Annotated in this window: 14 protein-coding genes and 3 pseudogenes; 9 read left to right on the top strand and 8 right to left on the bottom strand. The window is 60.1% G+C overall.

Features of this window, described 5'->3' with window-relative positions:
• Window positions 1–16: 16 nt before the first annotated feature.
• The 3 genes from V1273_RS13415 to V1273_RS13405 all read left to right on the top strand — a co-directional run bounded on the left by V1273_RS13415 (window position 17) and on the right by V1273_RS13405 (window position 4,602).
• Window positions 17–544 (top strand): nuclear transport factor 2 family protein, encoded by a 528-nt coding sequence (locus V1273_RS13415; protein WP_334409892.1) that lies wholly within the window; start codon window positions 17–19, stop codon window positions 542–544.
• Between the two features lie 339 nt (window positions 545–883).
• Window positions 884–2,038, top strand: a complete 1,155-nt coding sequence (locus V1273_RS13410) for a mannosyltransferase family protein (RefSeq protein ID WP_334409891.1) — start codon at window positions 884–886, stop codon at window positions 2,036–2,038.
• A 104-nt stretch (window positions 2,039–2,142) separates the two neighbouring features.
• The gene (locus V1273_RS13405) at window positions 2,143–4,602 is read left to right on the top strand and encodes a hypothetical protein (RefSeq protein ID WP_334409890.1); all 2,460 of its coding nucleotides are present in this window, start codon (window positions 2,143–2,145) and stop codon (window positions 4,600–4,602) included.
• A 299-nt stretch (window positions 4,603–4,901) separates the two neighbouring features.
• Here the strand turns inward: V1273_RS13405 and V1273_RS13400 are convergent.
• Window positions 4,902–5,312 (bottom strand): annotated as a pseudogene (locus V1273_RS13400) (winged helix-turn-helix transcriptional regulator); the annotation flags it as partial.
• 132 nt (window positions 5,313–5,444) lie between these two features.
• Here V1273_RS13400 and V1273_RS13395 point away from each other — a divergent pair.
• Together V1273_RS13395 and V1273_RS13390 are read left to right on the top strand one after the other, a co-directional pair.
• Window positions 5,445–6,166 (top strand): annotated as a pseudogene (locus tag V1273_RS13395) (DUF899 domain-containing protein).
• A 169-nt stretch (window positions 6,167–6,335) separates the two neighbouring features.
• Window positions 6,336–7,142 (top strand): GNAT family N-acetyltransferase, encoded by an 807-nt coding sequence (locus tag V1273_RS13390; RefSeq protein WP_334409889.1) that lies wholly within the window; start codon window positions 6,336–6,338, stop codon window positions 7,140–7,142.
• Window positions 7,143–7,246: 104 nt separating this feature from the next.
• On the opposite strand, the gene V1273_RS13385 is transcribed toward V1273_RS13390, so the two are convergent.
• The gene (locus tag V1273_RS13385) at window positions 7,247–7,522 is read right to left on the bottom strand and encodes a hypothetical protein (protein ID WP_334409887.1); all 276 of its coding nucleotides are present in this window, start codon (window positions 7,520–7,522) and stop codon (window positions 7,247–7,249) included.
• Window positions 7,523–8,134: 612 nt separating this feature from the next.
• Between V1273_RS13385 and V1273_RS13380 the strand changes: the two genes are divergently transcribed.
• From V1273_RS13380 to V1273_RS13370, 3 genes are all read left to right on the top strand, one after another.
• Window positions 8,135–9,466: a glycosyl transferase family protein gene (locus tag V1273_RS13380; RefSeq protein ID WP_334412207.1), complete on the top strand. Its 1,332-nt coding sequence runs from the start codon at window positions 8,135–8,137 to the stop codon at window positions 9,464–9,466.
• Between the two features lie 24 nt (window positions 9,467–9,490).
• The gene (gene wecB / locus V1273_RS13375; protein WP_334382791.1) at window positions 9,491–10,612 is read left to right on the top strand and encodes a non-hydrolyzing UDP-N-acetylglucosamine 2-epimerase; all 1,122 of its coding nucleotides are present in this window, start codon (window positions 9,491–9,493) and stop codon (window positions 10,610–10,612) included.
• A gap of 70 nt (window positions 10,613–10,682) precedes the next feature.
• Complete coding sequence (locus V1273_RS13370; RefSeq protein WP_334409886.1) at window positions 10,683–11,702, top strand: HlyD family secretion protein; 1,020 nt, start codon at window positions 10,683–10,685, stop codon at window positions 11,700–11,702.
• A gap of 284 nt (window positions 11,703–11,986) precedes the next feature.
• Here the strand turns inward: V1273_RS13370 and V1273_RS13365 are convergent.
• The 5 genes and pseudogenes from V1273_RS13365 to V1273_RS13345 all read right to left on the bottom strand — a co-directional run.
• A pseudogene (locus V1273_RS13365) lies at window positions 11,987–13,078 on the bottom strand (HlyD family type I secretion periplasmic adaptor subunit); the annotation flags it as partial.
• Window positions 13,045–14,094: a tonB-system energizer ExbB gene (exbB, locus tag V1273_RS13360; RefSeq protein ID WP_334409884.1), complete on the bottom strand. Its 1,050-nt coding sequence runs from the start codon at window positions 14,092–14,094 to the stop codon at window positions 13,045–13,047. The pseudogene V1273_RS13365 and the gene exbB, both read right to left, overlap by 34 nt.
• 444 nt (window positions 14,095–14,538) lie before the next feature.
• Complete coding sequence (locus V1273_RS13355) at window positions 14,539–14,847, bottom strand: hypothetical protein (protein WP_334409882.1); 309 nt, start codon at window positions 14,845–14,847, stop codon at window positions 14,539–14,541.
• 473 nt (window positions 14,848–15,320) lie between these two features.
• A complete protein-coding gene (locus V1273_RS13350; RefSeq protein ID WP_334409881.1) occupies window positions 15,321–15,743 on the bottom strand; it encodes a hypothetical protein in 423 nt (140 codons plus the stop codon).
• An 18-nt stretch (window positions 15,744–15,761) separates the two neighbouring features.
• The gene (locus V1273_RS13345; protein WP_334409879.1) at window positions 15,762–17,837 is read right to left on the bottom strand and encodes a TonB-dependent receptor; all 2,076 of its coding nucleotides are present in this window, start codon (window positions 17,835–17,837) and stop codon (window positions 15,762–15,764) included.
• A gap of 317 nt (window positions 17,838–18,154) precedes the next feature.
• Here V1273_RS13345 and V1273_RS34020 point away from each other — a divergent pair, with 317 nt between their 5' ends.
• Window positions 18,155–18,766 carry a TetR/AcrR family transcriptional regulator gene (locus V1273_RS34020; protein ID WP_442894153.1) on the top strand — a complete coding sequence of 204 codons (612 nt, stop codon included), beginning with the start codon at window positions 18,155–18,157 and terminating at the stop codon, window positions 18,764–18,766.
• A gap of 199 nt (window positions 18,767–18,965) precedes the next feature.
• Here V1273_RS34020 and V1273_RS13335 read toward each other — a convergent pair whose 3' ends face one another.
• A complete protein-coding gene (locus V1273_RS13335) occupies window positions 18,966–20,027 on the bottom strand; it encodes a LacI family DNA-binding transcriptional regulator (protein WP_334409877.1) in 1,062 nt (353 codons plus the stop codon).
• Window positions 20,028–20,129: the final 102 nt, after the last annotated feature.

Raw genomic sequence — 20,129 nt, 5'->3', positions numbered from 1 at the left:
CTTTTGGGAGAGCAGAATGTTCAAAATGGATCGACGAGCATTTTTGAGTCGATCTGCCAGCGTAGCTTTTGGAGCCACGCTCGTCAGCGCTCCTGGTTTGATGCTTGGAGATCGGTCGATCAGCCATGCGCAGTCTCCTACCGTTCCAAATAACAACCTCATGGATAACAACCTTATGGATACCGATGCTCGTGCCTTGCGCGCTCTAGCACAGACCTATTTCGACGGGGCCTATGAAATGGATGCAGACAAATTTGCTACGATATTTCACCCATCCAGTTCCGTGACCAAGGTCGGCGACGACGGCAATGTGAGCGTGACGCCAATTGCGACGTGGCTAACAGCCGTCCGAAACCTGAAAGCTCCGAAACAACAGGGCCTAGAGCGCAACGATCAGCTCCTATCGATAGACATTGAAGGAGAGCTCGCACTCGTGAAGTTGAAATTGCAGATTCCGCCACGTTACTTCACCGACATGTTGTCATGCTTAAAGGTCAACGGAACCTGGAAGATCGCTCAGAAAGTGATGACTTCGAAAACTTGACGGCTTCGGTGCCGTTTTTAGGGTTGTAATCGCCGAACTGCGGCAGATGCATGTAGCCGACGCGCCTCGGCGGGGGCCTATATCGGGATGTGACGTCATCGCACTGGTTGAACCAGTGGTTGATGGCGACGGCAACTCCGAATTGACCGGCCAGTGGGAGACCAGCAGGGCGCGTGAGCCAGCAGCGGACATTCCGGTGATTGACAAACGCCGGCGTCATGACCGACGCGCGGACCTGGGTCGGCACCTAGTCTGCCGCGTCATGCCCGCCAAATGTCAAGGCGGTACACTTGGGGCAATTGATCTTGGGCTCTTACCGAGCGACAATGTGGAATGGAGATGCGCTATCCAACCTGGAAAGATCCTTCTTGGCTTCCCTATTGTTTGGCCATCCTGATATTTTTTTGTTCGCGGGTGGTGGTCGCACTCGGACTGGTTTTCTCCCGAAAATATTTGCCCTCCGGGCCAGATGTCTGGTCTGCGGGACCGATCTGGTACCACCAACTGCTGCAATGGGATTCGCAATGGTATTTCAAGATCGTCACAGATGGCTATCAGTATAACGGCGATCCGACTGTTCAACAGAACATCGTATTTTACCCGCTGTATCCGATGCTCGCACGGGGCTTGGCGACGATTAGCGGTCTCACGCCAGCGGATGCATTGCTGTTGGTATCGAACGTCGCGGGATTGCTCGCGATCGTCGTCCTTTTCAAGCTGGTTCGCGAGGAATTTGGCGATCAACTGGCTCTCGCCACAACGGCGCTGCTCAGCTTTTTTCCCGCTTCGGTCTTGCTATCGGCCGGGTATACCGAGCCCTTGGCACTGCTGCTAATCGTCTCGTTTTTTCATGCTTTGAAACGAAAGTACTACCTGTCGGCAGCACTGCTCGCAGGCCTGGCAGTCTCTACTCGATCGACGGGCGTCGTCCTATTGCCTGTCCTTCTTTGGGAGATGTGGGCCAATCGCGATCAGACGAAGTTCCTTCTTACCCTCCTGCCATGCGTCCTTCTTGCGACGTCGGGCATCTGGCTATTCATGATCTACCTCTGGAGCGCTTTCGGAACTCCGTTTGCTTTTGTGGATGGGCAGGCGGCTTTCCATCAAGGAACGACGCTGGCAACAAGATTAATTGCGGCACTAAAGCTTGAGCCGTTCACGCGAATGATGCTCAACGACTGGAATCCTTGGGGACAAGCTAGCTGGTTTACATTATTGTTCATTGTCCTGATTGTTTTTGGCTGGTCTCGGCTGCGCTCAAGCTGGACACTGTTCGCCATGGCTGTCCTGCTTCTGCCATATCTAACACTCAGCGGTGGGCCAGCAGGCTTCGTCTCTATGAGTCGATTTAATCTCGTTTCATTTCCCCTGTTTGTGACGTTGGCTGATTTAGGATTGCGAGCAAAGTGGCTTTTGGCAGGAGTGATAGGACTCTTCGGCGCATCCTTGTTCATGAACACCGCCTTGTTTGCTCGTAGAATTTGGATTGGTTGATCGCTACAAATACTCGCGATGACATGCTTGAGCAGCGACGCAGCGCGAGTTGGTCAAAGCGCACCCAATAGAGCCCATCAGGGCTCCACTGAGAGGGTAGCTCATTGCAATCCATATCCAAGATTCACGGTCGCTATTATCTGGCAATCTTTGTGCTGGCGTTCGCGACGCTTTCCTACCAGATCCTGATAACGCGCTTCTTCAGCGTTATGCTCCATCATCATTTCGCATTTGCCGCCATTTCACTTGCCATGCTCGGGCTTACGCGCGGAGCGATGGAGGTCTACGGCAAACCCGCCCGTTATGCCGCCGATCGGGTCGGAATCGAATTCGCCCGCCATGCGTCATGGTTCGCGCTCAGCAGCGTTGGCGCAATGATCGTCTTCCTGTGCGTGCCGCTCGTTGTATCCGCAGAAAATGTGCCCCTCGCTCTGGCGCTGGCGATCATCGCCTTCGTGGCTCCGTTCACGGAAGGCGGGGTTTGCATCACGGTGTTGCTGACGCGTTTGCCATATGGAGGCGGGTGGCTCTACGCAGCCGACCTCCTGGGCGCCGCAGTTGGATGTCTCGGGGTAATCGTCATACTGCTGGTGATTGATCCCGTAAGCGCCACGCTATGGATCGGAGCCCTTGCTGCCGGCGTTGGCTGGATCGTCGTGAGACGCAGCGAAGACGTCCGCAGTGTGCGTTTGAGCGGGGCTGTCGCGCTAACACTGGCCGTCGCGGCCACCGTGCACGCCGGCCTTGACCTGACAGGTCGCAGCCATCTCGGTGTGTTCTGGGCCAAGGGCGCTGAGCAGACCGGCACGCTGTTCGAACGCTGGAATACCTATTCGCGGGTAAGGGTGCGGGAGCTGGCCGACAAGGTCCCGTTTGGCTGGGGTCTGGTTGGCACTCCGGATGCCCGGATCGACCAACACTACCTCGACATCGATGCCGATGCAGGCACGGTCATCACCAGGTATGATGGCGACATCGGAAAACTCGGTTACCTGAAAGATGATGTCATCAATGCAGCCTACTTCGTGCAGCCGGCGGCCGACGTCGCTGTCGTTGGCGTCGGCGGCGGTCGTGACATCCTTTCCGGTCTGCTCTTCGGCGCCAGCCGGATTCGCGCAATTGAGATCAACCCGGCGATCTTCGAAGTGCTCACCCAAAAATTCGCCGATTTCTCCGGCCATCTCGATCGCCAGCCCGGCGTATCCTTGGTCAATGCCGAGGCGCGAAGCTACATCAACCACTCGCCCGAGCGGTACGACCTGGTGCAGATTTCACTCATCGACACCTGGGCGGCGACGGCGGCCGGTGGCCTGACGCTCACCGAAAATCGTCTCTATACCGTGGAGGCGTGGGATGATTTTTACCGGGCGCTCAAGCCTGGCGGGCTGTTGTCGGTATCACGCTGGTACGATGCCGAGAAGCACCGTGGCGAGCTATACCGGCTGATCGCGATTGGCGCGAGCGCGCTGCAGCGCAAAGGGGTGTCGGCCGGGGAGCTGCGGCATCACGTCGTCGCGGTCAACGTCGGCGGCATCGTGACGGTGATTACCCGGCCTGACGCGTTCAGCGACGCAGAATGGCAAGGCGCGCGCGAGAGAATTCAGGCGCAGGGTTTCAAGATATTGTTGGGGCCGGACATCACCTTCGATGCCGTCACCTCAACGTTGCTGTCGGACAAGGCGAACCAGGCCTTCTTCGATTCGCTGCCGGAAAACATCGTCGCTTCGACCGACGACAATCCGTTCTTCTTCTATACGTCCCGCTTCAGCGATTTCGTGAGCACGCAAAGCTGGGACATCATGAGCAACAATGTAGCGATCGGCATCACCGGCTTGCTCATCATCGTAGCGCTCTGCGCTTGCGGATACTACATCGTGCTGCCCTTCCTCCGTCTTGCGAGGCGGATGCCAATGGCGACGCTGACGCCGCCCGTGGCCTATTTCAGCGCGATCGGGATGGGCTTCATGCTGATCGAGATATCGCAGATGCAGCGCCTCATGGTCTTTCTCGGACATCCCGTTTATGGGCTGAGCGTCGTGCTATTCACAATTCTTCTCTTTAGCGGGATTGGCAGCGCCACGGTCGGTGCGGATACCTCCTCCCGATCACGCGTCACCGTCTTCAGGATTGCCGCCCTCCTCACCACGCTCGTGGTGGCAGCGCTGCTGACGCCGCTGGTCACCGCCTGGGCTCGGTCGCTGTCAACCGACATGCGTATTCTGGTGTCCGTCCTGCTGCTGGCTCTTCCTGCATTCTGCATGGGGATGATGTTCCCACTCGGCCTCGGTGTGTGGCGCCGCCATCATGAACTACTGCCGTTCTTCTGGAGCACCAACGGAATTACGTCGATGCTGGCGTCTGTGTTGGGTGTGGCGTTGTCGATCCAATTCGGCATCGCCAAGACCTATGCGCTAGGGGTGTGCTCTTATGCGGTCTGCGCCATCGTGATCATTGCAAGCCGCAGGGTGCAGTCCATCGACATGTCCGCCGAGAAGGAGACCGTTAGCCCCGGGGCTTGTATCGCAGGAAAGGACGGCGCCACGATTCGGCGGCCACATCAGTAAAGGGAAGTCCGAATACCGCGCACGCCGAAGCCACTCATGCCCACGCCACTGTCCGGAGTTCTCAGCGTCCGACAAGTTTAGCCGTCGCGCTTGAGGAATCTACGGAGCTAGCCCCGCCCCATTCAGGCGTTGCGCGATTGATATCCGCACGACGCTCGGTTTCGTCTCGGGGCTCGAGTCACTGGTCCGCTACATCGCGAAGCCCACTACGAACGAGCCAACGTTCCGCTGCTGGCGAAGGGCGGCTTGACCCAACGGCAACGCGACCTACAGCGCGGAAGCCTTCATGAACCGGCCGGCAGATGCACTCGCCGCAATTCGATGATCATCCGTTTCAACAAGTCTGGACCACCCTTCTTTAGGCGAGCTGCATTGGCCGCACTCTCATCCGTGACGGGACAGTACTCCCGTCCCCAAATGCCGATCTGAGCCAGGATGGGCAGGAGCGCGATCCCTTTTTCTGTCAGACTGTAGATCGCCTTCTGCTTGTGGGCTGGGTCGTCTGTCTTCGTCAGGATCCCCTGCGAGACCAGCGACGCAAGCCGGTCGCTCAGGATTCTGGTCGAGATCTTCTCGTCCGACGCCAGGAACTCTCTGAAGTGGCGCTTACCAGCAAAGATCATGTCTCGAATGATCAGCAGCGACCATCGATCTCCGAACACCTCGAGCGCCAGGTTTATCGGACAGGCCGACCGTTGATCTTCCCGCATCGCCGCTCCCAATAATGTCAAAACGAAACTGCTTGCATTATGACATCACTGTCAGCAAAATGCAACCAGTCTCTAAACGAGAGTTGACAGCGGGGTCGCGCCTGCGGCCGCCGCGAACCGGAAGCCGGGACGATGAAACCTGAAGCAATTGTGTCACGCGCAGATTGGTTGCCTCTTCGGAAGGCGCTGCTTGAGAGGGAGAAGGAGCTTTCACGGCTCCGAGATCGGATCAGCACCGAGCGGCGCGCCCTGCCATGGGTAAAGATCGAGAAACCTTACGCGTTCGAAGGCGCGAGCGGCCGCATACGCCTTGCGGATCTGTTCGCTGGCCGATCGCAGCTCATCGTTTATCATTTCATGTTCGCGCCCGAATGGGACGAGGGATGCGCCTCCTGCTCGTTCCTCGCCGACATATCGACGGTGCGAACCTGCACTTGAGACATCACGACGTTTCCCTGGTCGCGATATCCCGCGCCCCCAAAGAGAAGCTGCTGGCCTACAAGCGCCGGATGGGCTGGAGGTTCGAGTGGGTCTCATCCTTCGAATCGACCTTCAACCAGGACTTCGGCGTGTCGTTCACACCCGCCGATCTCGCGCATGGCCCGACTTACCACAACTACGAGAAGCGAGAACGGCAAACCGAAGGAGAGGCGCCCGGTATTAGCGTGTTCGTCAAGGACGATGACGGACAAGTCTACCACACATACTCGTCCTATGCCCGCGGCGGGGATCTGCTGATCGGCGCCTACAACTATCTCGATCTCACGCCAAAGGGCCGAAACGAGCATGGCCCTCACCACAACATGGTGGACTGGATCAAGCGTCACGACGCGTATGAAGGCGCCTCGCAATGAGCGGGCCGGCACCTGAAGCGCGCGCCCTCAGGCGCGTGCTGCTGACGCAGAAGGTCAAAAGGGGTCGGCTACACTCACGCCTCCTGCAGGCCTGCAATGGCGATACCAAGACCGAGGCGCATCTCAGCGTGAACCCAAGGAGGCCGATTTGACAGAGGATAAGAGGAAAATGACCTTCGTCGTTGTAGGGGCGACCGGCAGCGTCGGACGTGTCGTCGCCGGCGCACTGGAAACCCTTGGCCATCAGGTCCGGCCCGTCGCTCGCAGCTTGGGCATGCCGTTCGAGCGCAGGGAGAAGCTCAACGAAGCCTTCTCTGGCGCACATGGCGACGCGACTGTTGCCCTGCCCTTCGAAGGCATGTGTCAAACTGGTTTGTGTAAGGGAAAGGGATTGAAAGAGGATTGCCCTCGCGCCAGAGTAACTGTGGCGCAGAACCTTCATGGCAGTACTCAGATGCAGCCGGTCCTAACCACGGGGCGATTGGTGCTACGGCCACTTGCTGCCGAAGACGGTCCACAGATCGCCCACGTCTTTGAGGGTGCGGGAGTCCGCCGATACCTGTTCGACAACGAACCGGTGTCGCCGGAAATGCTGCGCGAGATCGTCGAGGACAATCTGCGTCGACGTAAAAGCGGCTTCGGGCTCTGGCTCATTTGCCGAGGCGAAGGCGTCATCGGCTGTATCGGTTTGCATCGCGCCTCGCCGCAAGCCGTCGAGATTTTTCCGGCCTTCGAAGGCAGGATCGAGACGATCATTGCGCTGAAGGAAGACGCTTGGGGCGCAGGCTACGCCAAGGAATCCCTCGAGGCGGTGCTCGCTTACACCTCCGACGTATTGAAGCAGCGACGCATCGTTGCCTTGGTCGACGTACCGAACCGCGCCTCGCATGCATTATTCCGGCGCTGCGGTTTCCGCGAGATCGGTGCCGGCCAAGGTCCGCTCTATCGGGCCATCGCCTACGAGCGGACGACGTAGCCGTCCAGCCCGGTCGGCAAAACCTGCGAGCGTGCGCCTAGGATTCGCTGCGGCTTATCGCGCAGCCCCGTTCACCTGCAGGACGCGCGTCACGCGGTCGGGGTCTAGTGGACGGGATAGGGTGAGACGAGAGCTGGCCTGTTCTGGGACGAGTTAGCGGTCTTTGTCAACTGATCAGCCGCCATGTGCAGCAGCAATCCGGGAGCCGCTGTTAGATCCAGCGTCAGCATGTTTGCGACGTTCCACGGGTTGAGGAGGTTAACGAGAGCCCAGAAGCCGTCGAGATGCAGAACGACGAGGTGGCTGGACACGATAAGCAGACCTGCCGCACAGAGCCAAACCGTGCCCATGAGCCGCAGCGCCTTTGCCAGGATAGACATGGATCGCCCCTATTCCCTCACCTGATGACGTTCTAGGGACAAAAAATGAGGAACCGCGGAAGAAAGCCGCCGGCATTTTCCATTTCACATTCAGCATTGCCTAAGGATGCGAGTCGCGGCCGAATGCGATTTGGCTGGCGCAGTCGGGAACGCCCATCATGACGCGCTGGATTCGCCAGCGGGGACAGGCGGGTGACCGACTGCCGGGTCGGCCTCTAGTTTCGCTCCTGTGTCCCGCAATACCTGAATTCAATGAAAGAACGCGCCAGCGACCTCACCATCTTCGAGCCCAAGCGCTGCAGACCTATGCCGTGGATCGGTTTCCGCCTGTTGCGACTCTGCCGGTTGCGCGAGGCCTAGGCCTGCGGCCGTAATCATCCGGAATGGATGCCTGCCTGGATTTGCTTTAAGGGGACCGCTCCCCCTGCTTAACGAAGGGTTAAGTCGCTACAAGCCTTGCCGTCCGTTGATACAGATCAACTGCCGATGAGGATGGGTGAGTATGGGAGGCGATGGTCGCCATTTCAGTTGCCGCTGCAGTAGCAGCCAAACTTACGCGCTCTGAAAGGCTGTATCGCGCTTCCGCTATGGAAGCGCGGCCCGTTGAAAATCATGAACGAAATACTGGTCTCGCTCTTCCTGCTCGTCAGCCTATTGATAAACCTGTCATCGCTGGACGATCTTTTCATCGATCTGCTCTCGTTCGGGATTGCGCATTTCCCTTTTCGGCGCGCAGCCGCCAAACCGGCTCCTTTGCCAAAGATTGCGATCTTCGTCGCCAATTGGCGCGAGGAAGACGTCATCGGCAAGATGGTGGAAGGCAACCTCGCCCGCATCGATAACCCGCAGGTTTCGCTCTATCTCGGCGTCTATCCGAACGACACCGGCACGCGGCGCGTCGCTGAAGCCCTTGCCGCGGCCCATCCCGATCGCGTGCGGGTCATCGTAAACAGCTTGCCCGGCCCCACGTCCAAAGGGCAGATGCTCAACGAGATGTTCGCCCAGAGCTTCGCGGGGCAGCAGGCTCCGGATTTGGTGGTTCTGCACGACAGCGAGGATGTCATCGATCCACGCAGCTTTGAGATCTATGCGAGGTATGCGGGCGAATACGATTTCATCCAGGTTCCTGTCTTCTCGCTCAGCCGCCGCAGAGGAGCCTATGTCGCTTCGACCTATATGGAGGAGTTTGCCGAGCGCCATACGCGCGAACTGATCGTGCGCAACGCGCTTGGCGCCGCCATCCCTTCCGCCGGGGTCGGCACCTGCCTGACGCAGGTCCTCGTCAGGCATTTTCTGAAGACGCGCGGGCAGGTCCTGATGTCCGGGACGGTGACCGAGGATTACATTCTCGGCATCGAGGCCAAGCGCGCGGGCTTCAAATCGATTTTCGCCGCGCTGTCCGCACCGGCTGAAGAGGGTGCCGACTATGTCGCGACCCGCGAGTTCTTCCCCCAGCGCCTGGAAGCCTCGATCAAGCAGAAGACCCGCTGGGTCTATGGCATTGCTTTCGAAGCGATGCACAGGCTCGGCTGGCAAGGCGGGCCCTGGGACATCTATTTCTTCCTGCGCGACCGCAAGGGAATGATTACCAACTTCCTCGCCCCCGGATCCATCGTCCTGATGATCTTGGCGCTTGCAGGCCTCATCAATCCCGAGACCCTGCCGCGCGAGATGTACCAGCTTTTCCAGTGGTCTCTGTCATTCAATCTTCTCGCGGTGGTGTTCCGCTATGTCGCGCGCCTGACCTCCAGCTACCGGGTCTACGGCAGGCTCGATTGGCTCGGCGTCGCGATACGGTGGCCCGTATCGCTCTACATCAACATGGTTGCCACGTTCCGCGCCTGGAAAATCTATCTGGGTGAGTCGCAGTTCGCCACCTCCCCCATCGTGTGGTCGAAAACGGCTCACGATGTCCCCGACGATTTCCTGGCCGCCACCCGCTGATCTCCCCGGTTAATTGGAATAGATATGCGCATCCTCATCGCCTTTGGCACACGGCCGGAGATCATCAAGCTCGGTCCCGTCTATCGCGCCCTGCGCAAGTCCGGCGCACATGTCGATGTCTTCTGGTCGGGGCAGCATATCGATCTGGCAGACGGGCTATTGAAGCTGTTCGAAATCGAGCTTGCCCATAGCGGCACCGGGGTCATGCAGGAGCCCAGCCTCGCCGGCAAGTTCGCGCTGATCACCCAGCAGATGCAAGCCCTGCTCGGGCCGGGGCAGTATGATGGGGTGGTGGTGCAAGGCGACACAATGACCGCTGCAGCCGGCGCCCTGGCAGCCTTTCTGAACCATGTCCCCGTTGCGCATGTCGAGGCCGGGCTGCGGACCGGAACGCTTGATTCGCCCTGGCCGGAGGAGTTCAACCGGCGGCTCATCACGATCGCCTCCACATTGCATTTCGCGCCGACCAAGCGGTCGCGCGATCACCTGCTGCGCGAGGGTGTGCAGCGCGATTCGATCAGCATGGTCGGCAATACCGCGGTCGACGCGCTGCTTTATGCTCGCTCCAAACTTGCTGGAGGTTACGTCCCGATCGACCGGGAAATCGCAAACCTTCCGCAAGACAGGAAGCTCGTGTTGGCGACATTGCACCGCCGCGAGAACATCGGGGCGCCACTGGATGAGATCCTTGAGGCCCTGTGCGAGCTTGCAGATGACGGCGACAAGCTGATCGTCCTTCCCGTTCACCCCAACCCGGATATCCGGGCGCAGGTCGTACGGGCGCTCGGCGCGCGGCCGAATATCCGCCTGCTGAAGCCGCTCCAATATACCGACTTCGTCTACCTGCTCAGCCGGTCATGGACGGTCGTGACCGATTCGGGCGGTATCCAGGAAGAAGCGCCGACATTCGGTCTCCAGGTCCTCATCACGCGCGAGAGCACTGAGCGGCCCGAGGTCGTCGAGACCGGGTTTGGAACGCTGGTGGGGTCCAACCGCGATGCGCTCACCGCCGGGGTAAGGCGTCTCACCAGCTCCGAAGCGCCGCAGCTTCTGCCCGCTAATAACCCGTTCGGAGACGGTGAAGCGTCGCGCCGCATAGCGGAGCGGATTTTCAACCTCAGACCGTTGCAGCAAGCCGCCGAGTAGAAGAATGACAGTCCTGGAACAATATGCGCCGAGCGCGCCACTCAACGTCAGCCAAGTGCGCTGGAGGCGATTGCGGAACCTCGTCCTCATCGCCATCGGTCTCGCCGTCACCATCACCATCGCCATCTACCTGATCTCCGGCGGGGTTATGTTGCTGCGGGCATCCGGCCTGGTTACGCGCGAGCATATCGCCATTGGCGCGCCCTATCAGGAGACGCGGGTCAAGGAGGTTTTCGTCCGTCCAGGAGACAGGGTGGAGGCCGGGCAAAAGATCGCCGTCGTCGAATCGACATCCCTTTCCCGCACGCTCGCTGAGCTCGCCGTGGAAAACGCCAGGCTGATCACCCGGATCGGGGCGATCGAGGCGAGGCAAGCCGCGATCGGCATGTTGCTGCCGGCAGCCGAGGCCAACGCCAGGCAGGCGCAGGACTATCTCGACAAGGTGGCTGGCGCGAGCAGGAACGGCCTTGCGGTGGACAGGCTCCTGACCGACATGACCAGCGCGGCCTTTGCCGCCGCCGAGAAGCACCAGTCCTTGAAAGCGGAGCGAGCCTCGCTCGCGGGCGAGCTGGCCGCTTATCACAATGCCCTCAAGCAGGTGTCGGATGCGTACGACTCCCTGCAGCACACCTTTGCCGGCGGAGCCTTGCATGCGCCGGTCGCCGGATATGTGGGCAGCAAGGTCATGAGTGCCGGAGCCGTGCTCGGCCCGGCAGGCAATGACATCGCCACCATCCACACAGGCCCGAGCTTCATCCTCGCCTATCTCCCCGACAGCTATCTGTTCGATCTCAAGGTCGGGCAGCGCGTCTATGTGCGTTCCTACACCCAGTCCATCGTTGGAGTGGTCGAGTCCCTGCTGCCGATGACGGATGCCATGCCGCCTGAATTCCAGATCCCAGGCGATGTGCGCCAGAGGGGACAGGTCTTCAAGATATCGATCCCGGAGGGGGCGTCCCTTCCTCTCGATCAGAAAGTGAAAATCTCCACCTGCTATTTGAACATGTGCGAGTCGGGCGCAGGAATACTTCAGGACGTCATGCGGCGCATCATGAACTACGTCGAGCGAATCCAAGGATACGCGCGCTAGGCGCTTTGTATGATGGGGAAACACGTTCTCGTGACGCGAGCAGGCGCCGGATATGATCAAGCACGCAGGAGGCAAGGGCATATCCATGCTCGCTCGGTACGCTCTGCACGTCGATAAGCGCGACGTCTATTCTCTCCTTCCCGCTCGAAAGCACCTCGCGTGCCTCGGCCCCATTGATTGCTTCCAAGACGCGACAATTGCAAACAATCAGCTTTACTGATGTTTGGACCGACAAGGACCGAGACATCGCTCGCGGCACGCTCGCAAAATGCGATAGGCAAGCACTATTCCTCGCGAAACGCGCGGTTGATCTGATCCCGCAGAGGCTTGACCAGATAGGAGATGACCGTTCGATCGCCGGTCTGAATAAATGCCTCGGCTGGCATCCCCGGCACCAGCGCGAGCTTGCCGAGGCGCGCAAGCTCCCGCGGCGGCACCACAATGCGAACGACATAGAAGGATAGTCCACTCTTTTGATCTTGCGTAAGATCGGCGGCAATGCGGCTGACCTCGCCGTTCAGTTCCGGTGTGGTTCGCTGATTGAAGGCCGACATGCGCAAAACCGTTCTCTGGCCCAGCCGAATCTGGTCGATATCCTGCGGCTGTATCTGTGCTTCCAATGCCAGCCTGTCGCTATCAGGCACGATCAACATGATCGTATCGGCCGGAGAAATTACGCCACCAACGGTATGAACCGCAAGCTCGTGCACCAGACCGCTTTGCGGCGCGACGAGATCGATGCGTTTCAATTGATCCTCGGCCGAAACCTTGCGTTCGACGTACTCGGCCGTTTGCGCTTCGATCTCACGCAGGCTGTTGGCCACTTCGCTACGAAGGTCCTGATCGATCTGGATGATCTGAAGCTGTGTCTCTGCGATCTTGCCGCCGGACTGGGCCTGCGCCGCCGCAAGCCGGCCGCGCTCACCGTCCAGATTGGTGCCTTCGCGCTCCAGCGCCATCATGCGCTGGATCGGCACGAGCCCCTTCTCCCAGAGTTCACGCACACCCGTGAGCTCACGCTCAATCAGCGCGATTCCCCGCACCTTTGCTTCTTCCTGGGAGACCAGGCCACGCACCTCTTTCTCGTATTGAAGGATGCGTTCTCGCAACTGCGCTTTCTGACCGAGTCGAGCTTCACGGCGAAGCTCGAACAGTTTGCGTTCCCCTGACAATAGCTGCGCGACGTCGCTGTCGACTGCGCGCATCGTCAACGCCGCGGGAAATGAGATCGCCGGCGCCTCATCGCGCTCTGCTTCCAGCCGCGCGCGCCGCACGGCGAATTCATCCAGCCGCTTGGTGACGATGGCGAGGTTGGAACGCGTTTGCGTCGCATCCAGTCGCATCACGACGTCACCCGCCGTGACGCGCTGGCCCTCTCCTGCCGTTCCAGGTCGCGCGACATGTGCTGCAGGACTTCGCCCGACGCGTCCGACAGCAATGCGCGGTAGCCGGCTATGGCGCGGGCAAATACGCTATAGATGATCACCGCCGGAATGGCCGCGACAAGGCCGATGGCGGTCGCGAGCAATGCTTCGGCGATTCCGGGCGCAACGACGGCAAGGTTCGTCGTCTTCGATTGCGAGATGCCGATGAACGAATTCATGATGCCCCACACCGTGCCGAACAGGCCGACGAACGGCGCCGTTGCGCCGATCGTCGCGAGAAGTCCGGTGCCCCGCGCCATGTCTCGGCTCGCTTTTGCCTCGATGCGGGACAGCGCGATCGCGAGACGCTCTTTAACTCCCTCGGCGGACAGGTCGGCCGAGCGCTTCAACTCCTGAAGCGCAGCATTGACCAGATCGGCGACACGGCCATTCTTCGTCCATCCGGTATTGATCTCCCGTGATGCGTCTGCGAGGCATTCGGCGCCACTCAGCTTGCGCGTCGCACTACGGGCGTTGCGTTTGGCGCCCGTGAGTTCGACGCCCTTGGCCAACCACACCGTCCAGGTCAATAGCGACGCAAAGGCAAGGCCGATCATCACCGCTTTCACGACCATGTCCGCCTGCATGAACATGCTCCACGGCGACAGATCGTGCGGAAGCGTCGCGGGGCCGGCCGCCGAGGCAACGACTGGCGCATTCGATGGTACCGGCGCAGCGACCGGGGTTCCGGTCATTGCCGGTGACACCTGCGGCAGCGGCGCCGCCGATACCGCGGGGTCAGCGCCGACCGATGTCGCTGATGATGACGATGTCACTGGCCGCTCCACACTGGGCGCGGGAGATGCAGAAGACGACGGCAGCGGCGATGCGGGTTGCGCCTGGGCCGTCGTGGGCTCCACTTCCTGGGCCGCCACTGGGCCAGCAACACCGGCCGACACGACAAGCGCCGTCAACGCCATCCGCCCGAACCTGCACCCTGTCTGCAGCGCTTCGGCCAGTTTCGTCATCTCGCCCATCATCGTTCAATCTTTCATTCTCGTTCAAGCGCGCACGTCATGAGGCGCGCAAGCGCCTCTCACCGGCAGGGCCTGCATCAATATTATTGTCGCCAGCCGCGGCCTTACGGCCCCTCCAACGTAAGACGTTTAAGGATGATGTTTTTCCCAGCGGTGGGGGTACTATTTTCGCGCAGCCGCCATCTGACTACGACACGCCTGCGTCAATTCTAGGCGCTGCGTATACTTATGCTTCGCACCAGCGAAATTTAGAAACGCTCAAAATTGAAAAGACGAGCGACCGCGCCGAGACGGACTATTCCGGTCGCGGAATCGCCGCAGTATTGGTCGTTCGGCCGTGAACATGAAAGGGACTTCCCGAGCGGGCCGTCGGCCCAGCGTAGACGTCGAACCCCGCCGATGTGTACGAGATCGGCAGGGCTCTCGCATCATGGCTTATGCACGTCCGACAGCCTGCATGGTACGCAGATCAGCAGACGGGATGGCTTCTAGTGACGCGGCCAGTGTCGCCTGCAGAACCGCGATATCGGTACGCGGATTTGGCTTCCAGCCGCAGGGACAACCGCCATCCGTGCCATGCTGATCGGCGACTTCCTTGTAGATTGCTCCGAGGGCGGACGCGGCGAGGTTCATCACCGTCATGGGCGGAAGCTGACTGGTACGAAGAACGTCGCAGAAGGCGGCCATCATGGACCGGTGCATCTCTGCGCCTGCAGATTCGTTGTCAGGGTCCGACTGCGTCACTGCTCCCCTCCTCTTCTTTGGTTGCGTCACGACAGGCGGCCGCGGCAATCCCGATGCGCTCAGAGAAGAGCTCCACGCACTCGACCTATCAATGCCGCGAACCGTTACGCTCTGTGATAGCCGCCATAAAGCCATCGCGCGTCTATGGCAATTTGAAACATTCGAAATCTGGAAGCACGGGTGCCTCGCCGTTGCACGTCAATCGCTTAGACAACTTCTAAGTCCGATTCTGTTTTGCTGGACGGACGGCGCTTCGCCGCCGGCGTCCGAGCCGCACGATCATGCGCCGGCGCCAGCGGCGGACGCGCGGAATGTCGATTGAGAGCAGCGTCAGCGCCGGCGGCAACAGAATGAATCCGGCCGGCGGCAGTACGCCCCTGATCATGAGGGCAACACCAAGGGCGATCCGCACACCGCGGCGCTTGGGGATGCGAAGGCGTCTCTTGCCGATGCGCAGATAAGCGCGTGTCTCGCTACTCGGGCTCGGAGACATCTGGCACGGCTGCTCCTGCTAAAGCCAGGCTCGCAAGCCGCTCCGCTTCCTCGACGGTGGCTACGACACGGAAGCGCAGTCCGAAAGCCGCGGCAATCAGGGCGCCCTGAGCACGCTTCAGAAGACGCTTTGCCTTGTTCGGCTCGATGCTGAAGATGCCCTGGCATTTGGCGGCAAGCCGCGCCTTGTTGGCTTTGAGGAAGATCGTGCGAAGCTTTTGATCCTCATGGGCCTCATCCTCCACCGAGTCAGGAAAGATCATCACGAAGGTGCGCTCCTGGCCAAGCAGCGCATCAAGCTCGTTCGCCCAGGTCGGTCCGTAACCGGGCGGCAATCCACGACCGTGCAGCACCACGACCGGAAAACGCGAAATGTCGTGCAGCTTGAAATCCTCTGTTCTCATGACGGTCCCCTCTCATCGCTAGAACTTCGCGGTTGCCCCTAAGCCCACGATGCGGCCCTGTCCGACGCGCACGGATTGCGTCGTGGGTCCAAAACTTTGTCCGAAGGCCTCGTAGCGCTCGTCGAGCAGATTGTTCGCGAAGACATAGGTCTTGAAGTTCTGCCCTTTCCAACCGAACTTGCCGTTGACAATGCCGTACGATGGGAGGTCGAAGCTGTTGGCGACATCTGCCGCGCGAGTACCGACGAACTGGTAGTTGCCGCGAACGAAGAAGTCGCCGTTGAGCCCAAGGTGCGCGGCCGAAACCTGATGCTGGAAGCCCACATTGGCGGTCACGGGCGCCACGTTCGGAACGCGGCCGCCGTTCTTCGCGCCGGTCGCGCTGCCGATCGGAACGTTGACGAGCTCGGCGCGGGTAATGCCAACACCTCCGAACACCTCAAAGGTGGGCGTGAGGCGGACGGTACCCTCGAGTTCGCCACCCCAGGACTGATAGTCCAGCGTTGCGACGGTGAATGATGCCGTTGGGACATTGAAGACGAACAGATGTCCGTTCTTGACGTCGTTGAAGAACAGCGCGCCGGTCAGTTTGACACGATGGCCGAACAGTTCGGACTTGAAGCCGGCCTCATAGGTCCAGCTTGTGGAAGCAGCGAACGGGGCCTCGGGCTTGCCGAGCGGATTGTTGATGGAATTGGCCGGGAACCCTCCCGTCACATATCCACGTGCGGCGGTGACATAGGTCATGAAGTCTCGCGTCCAGTCGTAGCTCAGACCGGCGCGACCGGTAAGGAAGTCATCCTTCAGGCCGAGATCTTGGGCATAGCTGGCGACGGTGCCGGGCGTGCCGACGCCGTTGTAGCGATAGGAAGCCGTTTTCTCCTCATGCGTCGCGCGCAGCCCCAATGTACCTTTGAGCGCACCGATGAGCGGCACCGTCGCCTCGCCGAAAGCCGCGTAGCTGTTGGTCGAAAAGTCGTTGTTACGGATTCCGGTCGCCGTAGCAAAAGCCGGCGTGATGGAACGGGCGTTGCCGTCGAGCGCCACTTCGGTGCGAAAAAGATTCAAGCCCGTGGTCCAGGCAATCGCGCTCTCCTTCGGCGCGGAGAGCCGAAGCTCCTGCATCCAGGTATTCTCACCGATGCCGATGTTCGCGATATCCGCACCCGGCACGCTGAAGAAGGCGCGCGGCAAGCCGGTGAGCTTCGAGAATACGAGGGAGTCGGTGAGATCAGTGACTTGAAACGAGGTGGTGCGCTGAAAGTTCGAGACGGAATCGAAGACAATGGGCCCGAAGTCGTGCTTGACCTTTAGATTGTAGTTCTGGTTCTCGCGATCCACGTCATTGCGCGGATTGACGGCGCTTACGGGAAAATCAGCCGCGCCGCGCAGCAGCCAGCGCGGCACGGTGTCGTCGTCCTTGTTGTAGGACCCGCTGAAGGTGACGGTGGTGCGATCGGTCGGCGTGTAGAGAAGTGAGCCGCGGAATGCGCCGATTTTCGTAGCGGCATCATTGCCGCCGAGCAGGATGTTCGGAACGTCACCACCGTAGTTCGAGTAACGCATCGCCACGCGTCCGGCGAGGAGATCTGCGATTAGCGGAGAGTTCGCGATCAACTCGCCCAGGCCGTAACCCTTGGTTCCCCATTCACCGGTCAGCGAGAAGGAGCGATCAAACGTCGGCAGGCGTGAGACGATGTTCACTGCGCCGCCTTGCGCATTACGGCCGAACAACGTTCCTTGCGGCCCGCGCAAAACCTCGACCCGCTCGGTATCAAGCAGGTTCGGTGCAATGCCATACACCGACTGCGGCGCCTCATCGACGTAGAAGACGACGGAGGTATCGTCCGGAGATACCGGCGAGAACGATCCGACGCCGCGGATATTGGCAAGATTTGAGGACTGCCCTCCGAGATCGACGAAATTGAAATTTGGTACGGAGCGCGCGAGGTCGGCATTTGAGCGGGTCTTGGAAAGGTCCTCGAGCTGCGCACCCTCAACCGTCGTCAGACTGATAGGTACATCTTTTTCGACCTCGGGTCGCTTGCGGGCCGTAACCGTAATCTCCTGGAGTTGGATTGCCGGGCGAGCCACGGGCCGAGATACGGCTCGTTTCTTCGGCTTCGGTGGCGCGACCGTAACGGGCGGAAGTTCTATTGGCTGCTGGGCCAACGCCGCGTCGACCGCGATGCCCCCAGCGAATGCTGTCAATGCGCCAACCGCGGCGGCCCGACGCCTCCAATGCCCGCGGTCACTGCCCTTTCGTCTTCTTGTCACTACACTTTCCACAGCACCCCCAACGACTGACCGCTTGAGCAGTCAGCATTGACTGGTTGACCTGTCAACACAAAATTCCTAAATGATTTAGAATGCTTAGAAGGTGACGGGTGAACTCACGGTCAGTCAGCCAAATGCAAGCCGGACGCGACGCCATCCTTCAGGCGGCGCGGACGGAATTTGCGAAGAGCGGATTTCACGGCACCAAGATGCGCGACATTGCGCAGCGGGCAGGCGTCTCCCAGGGGCTGCTTCACCATCATTTCCAGGGCAAGGACGGGCTCTGGAACGCGGTTGGGGAGCAAGCCTCCGCTGAATTCCTCGCCTATGTCGCGGATGTCGTCGCGCAAGAAACACTCGGTGTCGAATCGATTCCGACGGCCATCCGGACCTACCTGCGGTACTGGCGCGAGCATCCGGATGCGTTTCGCATCAACCTGTGGCGCTTGCTCGATGGGCCGACTGAAGAACGCAAATCGCGTTCGCGCAGCTTGAACGAGCGAGCCGTTCCGCTCATCAAGCAAGCGCAGCAAGCCGGACTCTTGCGAAACGACATGCCGACCGGCCTGGTGCTGTGCATCGCCGGAAGTTTGGTGCAATTCTGGTTGCACAGCCGAATAGAAATGCAGGATGCGATCGAAATTGGTGGCGGGGAAATGCCGGACGATGAGGAATTTATCCGTCACATCATGCGATTGATCGAAGCACCGGCGCGTTCCGCGGCTCAGCCGCCGCGATCGCTCTGATTGTGCCGAAATCGCGATTGCCACCGGGATCGCCGTGGATCAGCGCTCGGTGTACCCCTCAGCCCCTATTGATTTTCCACCCTGCTGGCTCGGCTGCGTGATCAACCATGAAATTGCTCGGGACTTCGCGCCAACGAGGCTTGTGAGAACTCAAGATCAGCCAATTTGAGCTCGTTTCCGCCAAACAGCGACAGCCGAGTCACGCTGAGACGCCTGATCCCGGAATATTCTCGCGAAAAATGATCTCGCTGCGCGGCGTCTCGATGCCGTGCATGGCGCTTCGGCCGGCGCGCAGATTGTCGAAGATGCCGATACAACTCATCATCGTATGTAGCTGATTTTGGGTAATGACCGCGTCCATGGTCCCGTCGATCAGGAGGCTGCGCGTGTCCGACGTCAGACCATGCCCGACGAACACGGTCTCGCGCGCGCGGTTCATCTCCTTCAGTGCCCGTCCGACGCCATCAGCCGCACCGCCGATGTTGTAAATCCCCGCGAGATCCGGGTGCCGAGCGAGCAACATGCGCGTCTGGCGATAATTCCTGTCGGCATCGTCATGTCCCTCGCGCAGGCCTACGACCTTGATCAGGGGAAACAACTCCTCGAAGACGTGCAGGAAGCCCATCTCACGCTCTTCGTGGGCACGGTAGCTCAGGCTGCCTGCGATCATGGCCACCTTCGCAGGCCGCGCTCCGACGAACCGCGCGATCAGGTAGCCGGCCGTTCGTCCGGTCGAGCGATTGTCCAAGCCGAGATAGGCGACCCGGCGCGCATTGAGGATATCCGAGATCACGGTGACGGTCGGCACGCCGCGCTCGGCGAGCATATCGACGGTCTCGCGAATGGCAGGATGTTCCAGCGCCATGAAGGCGATGCCGTCAACCTTGTCGCGGTAATGCCAGAGCCGCCGCGCCAGCAGTTCAGCGTTGAAGCTCTTGATGTAATCGACCTGGCAACGAATATTGAAAGGTGCAAGGCGCGCCTCGGAGTGGGCGATCAACTGTCCGAGCGTCGCGAGAAACCGGTTGGTGCCCGCCGGCAGCAGGAACAGAAGCCGCATCGGCTTCGGCTTCATCGCCGCAAGCAAATCCTCGGCTGGCATGTAGTTCAACTCGGACGCAGCAGCGAGCACGCGCTGCTGCGTGATCGGTCGCACGCCGGGCCTGCGATTAAGTACACGGTCGACGGTTGCGGTGGACACGTTGGCACGGCGTGCCACGTCGACAATGCGGCTCAGCGGCGGCGCTGCGTGCTTGTCCATCTCGAAACGCTCCGGGTTCGAATACATCAAAAACCATCATTTTGGTCGTTTGACACCTTGGTCGACGCCTGTGATTTTCGAGCCAGACTACTCACCAAGCCA

The sequence above is a fragment of the Bradyrhizobium sp. AZCC 1721 genome, from assembly GCF_036924715.1.
Taxonomy (GTDB): Bacteria; Pseudomonadota; Alphaproteobacteria; order Rhizobiales; family Xanthobacteraceae; genus Bradyrhizobium.
The sequence above is the reverse complement of the archived record's forward strand: the minus strand, read 5'-3'. Positions and strand labels throughout refer to the sequence as shown.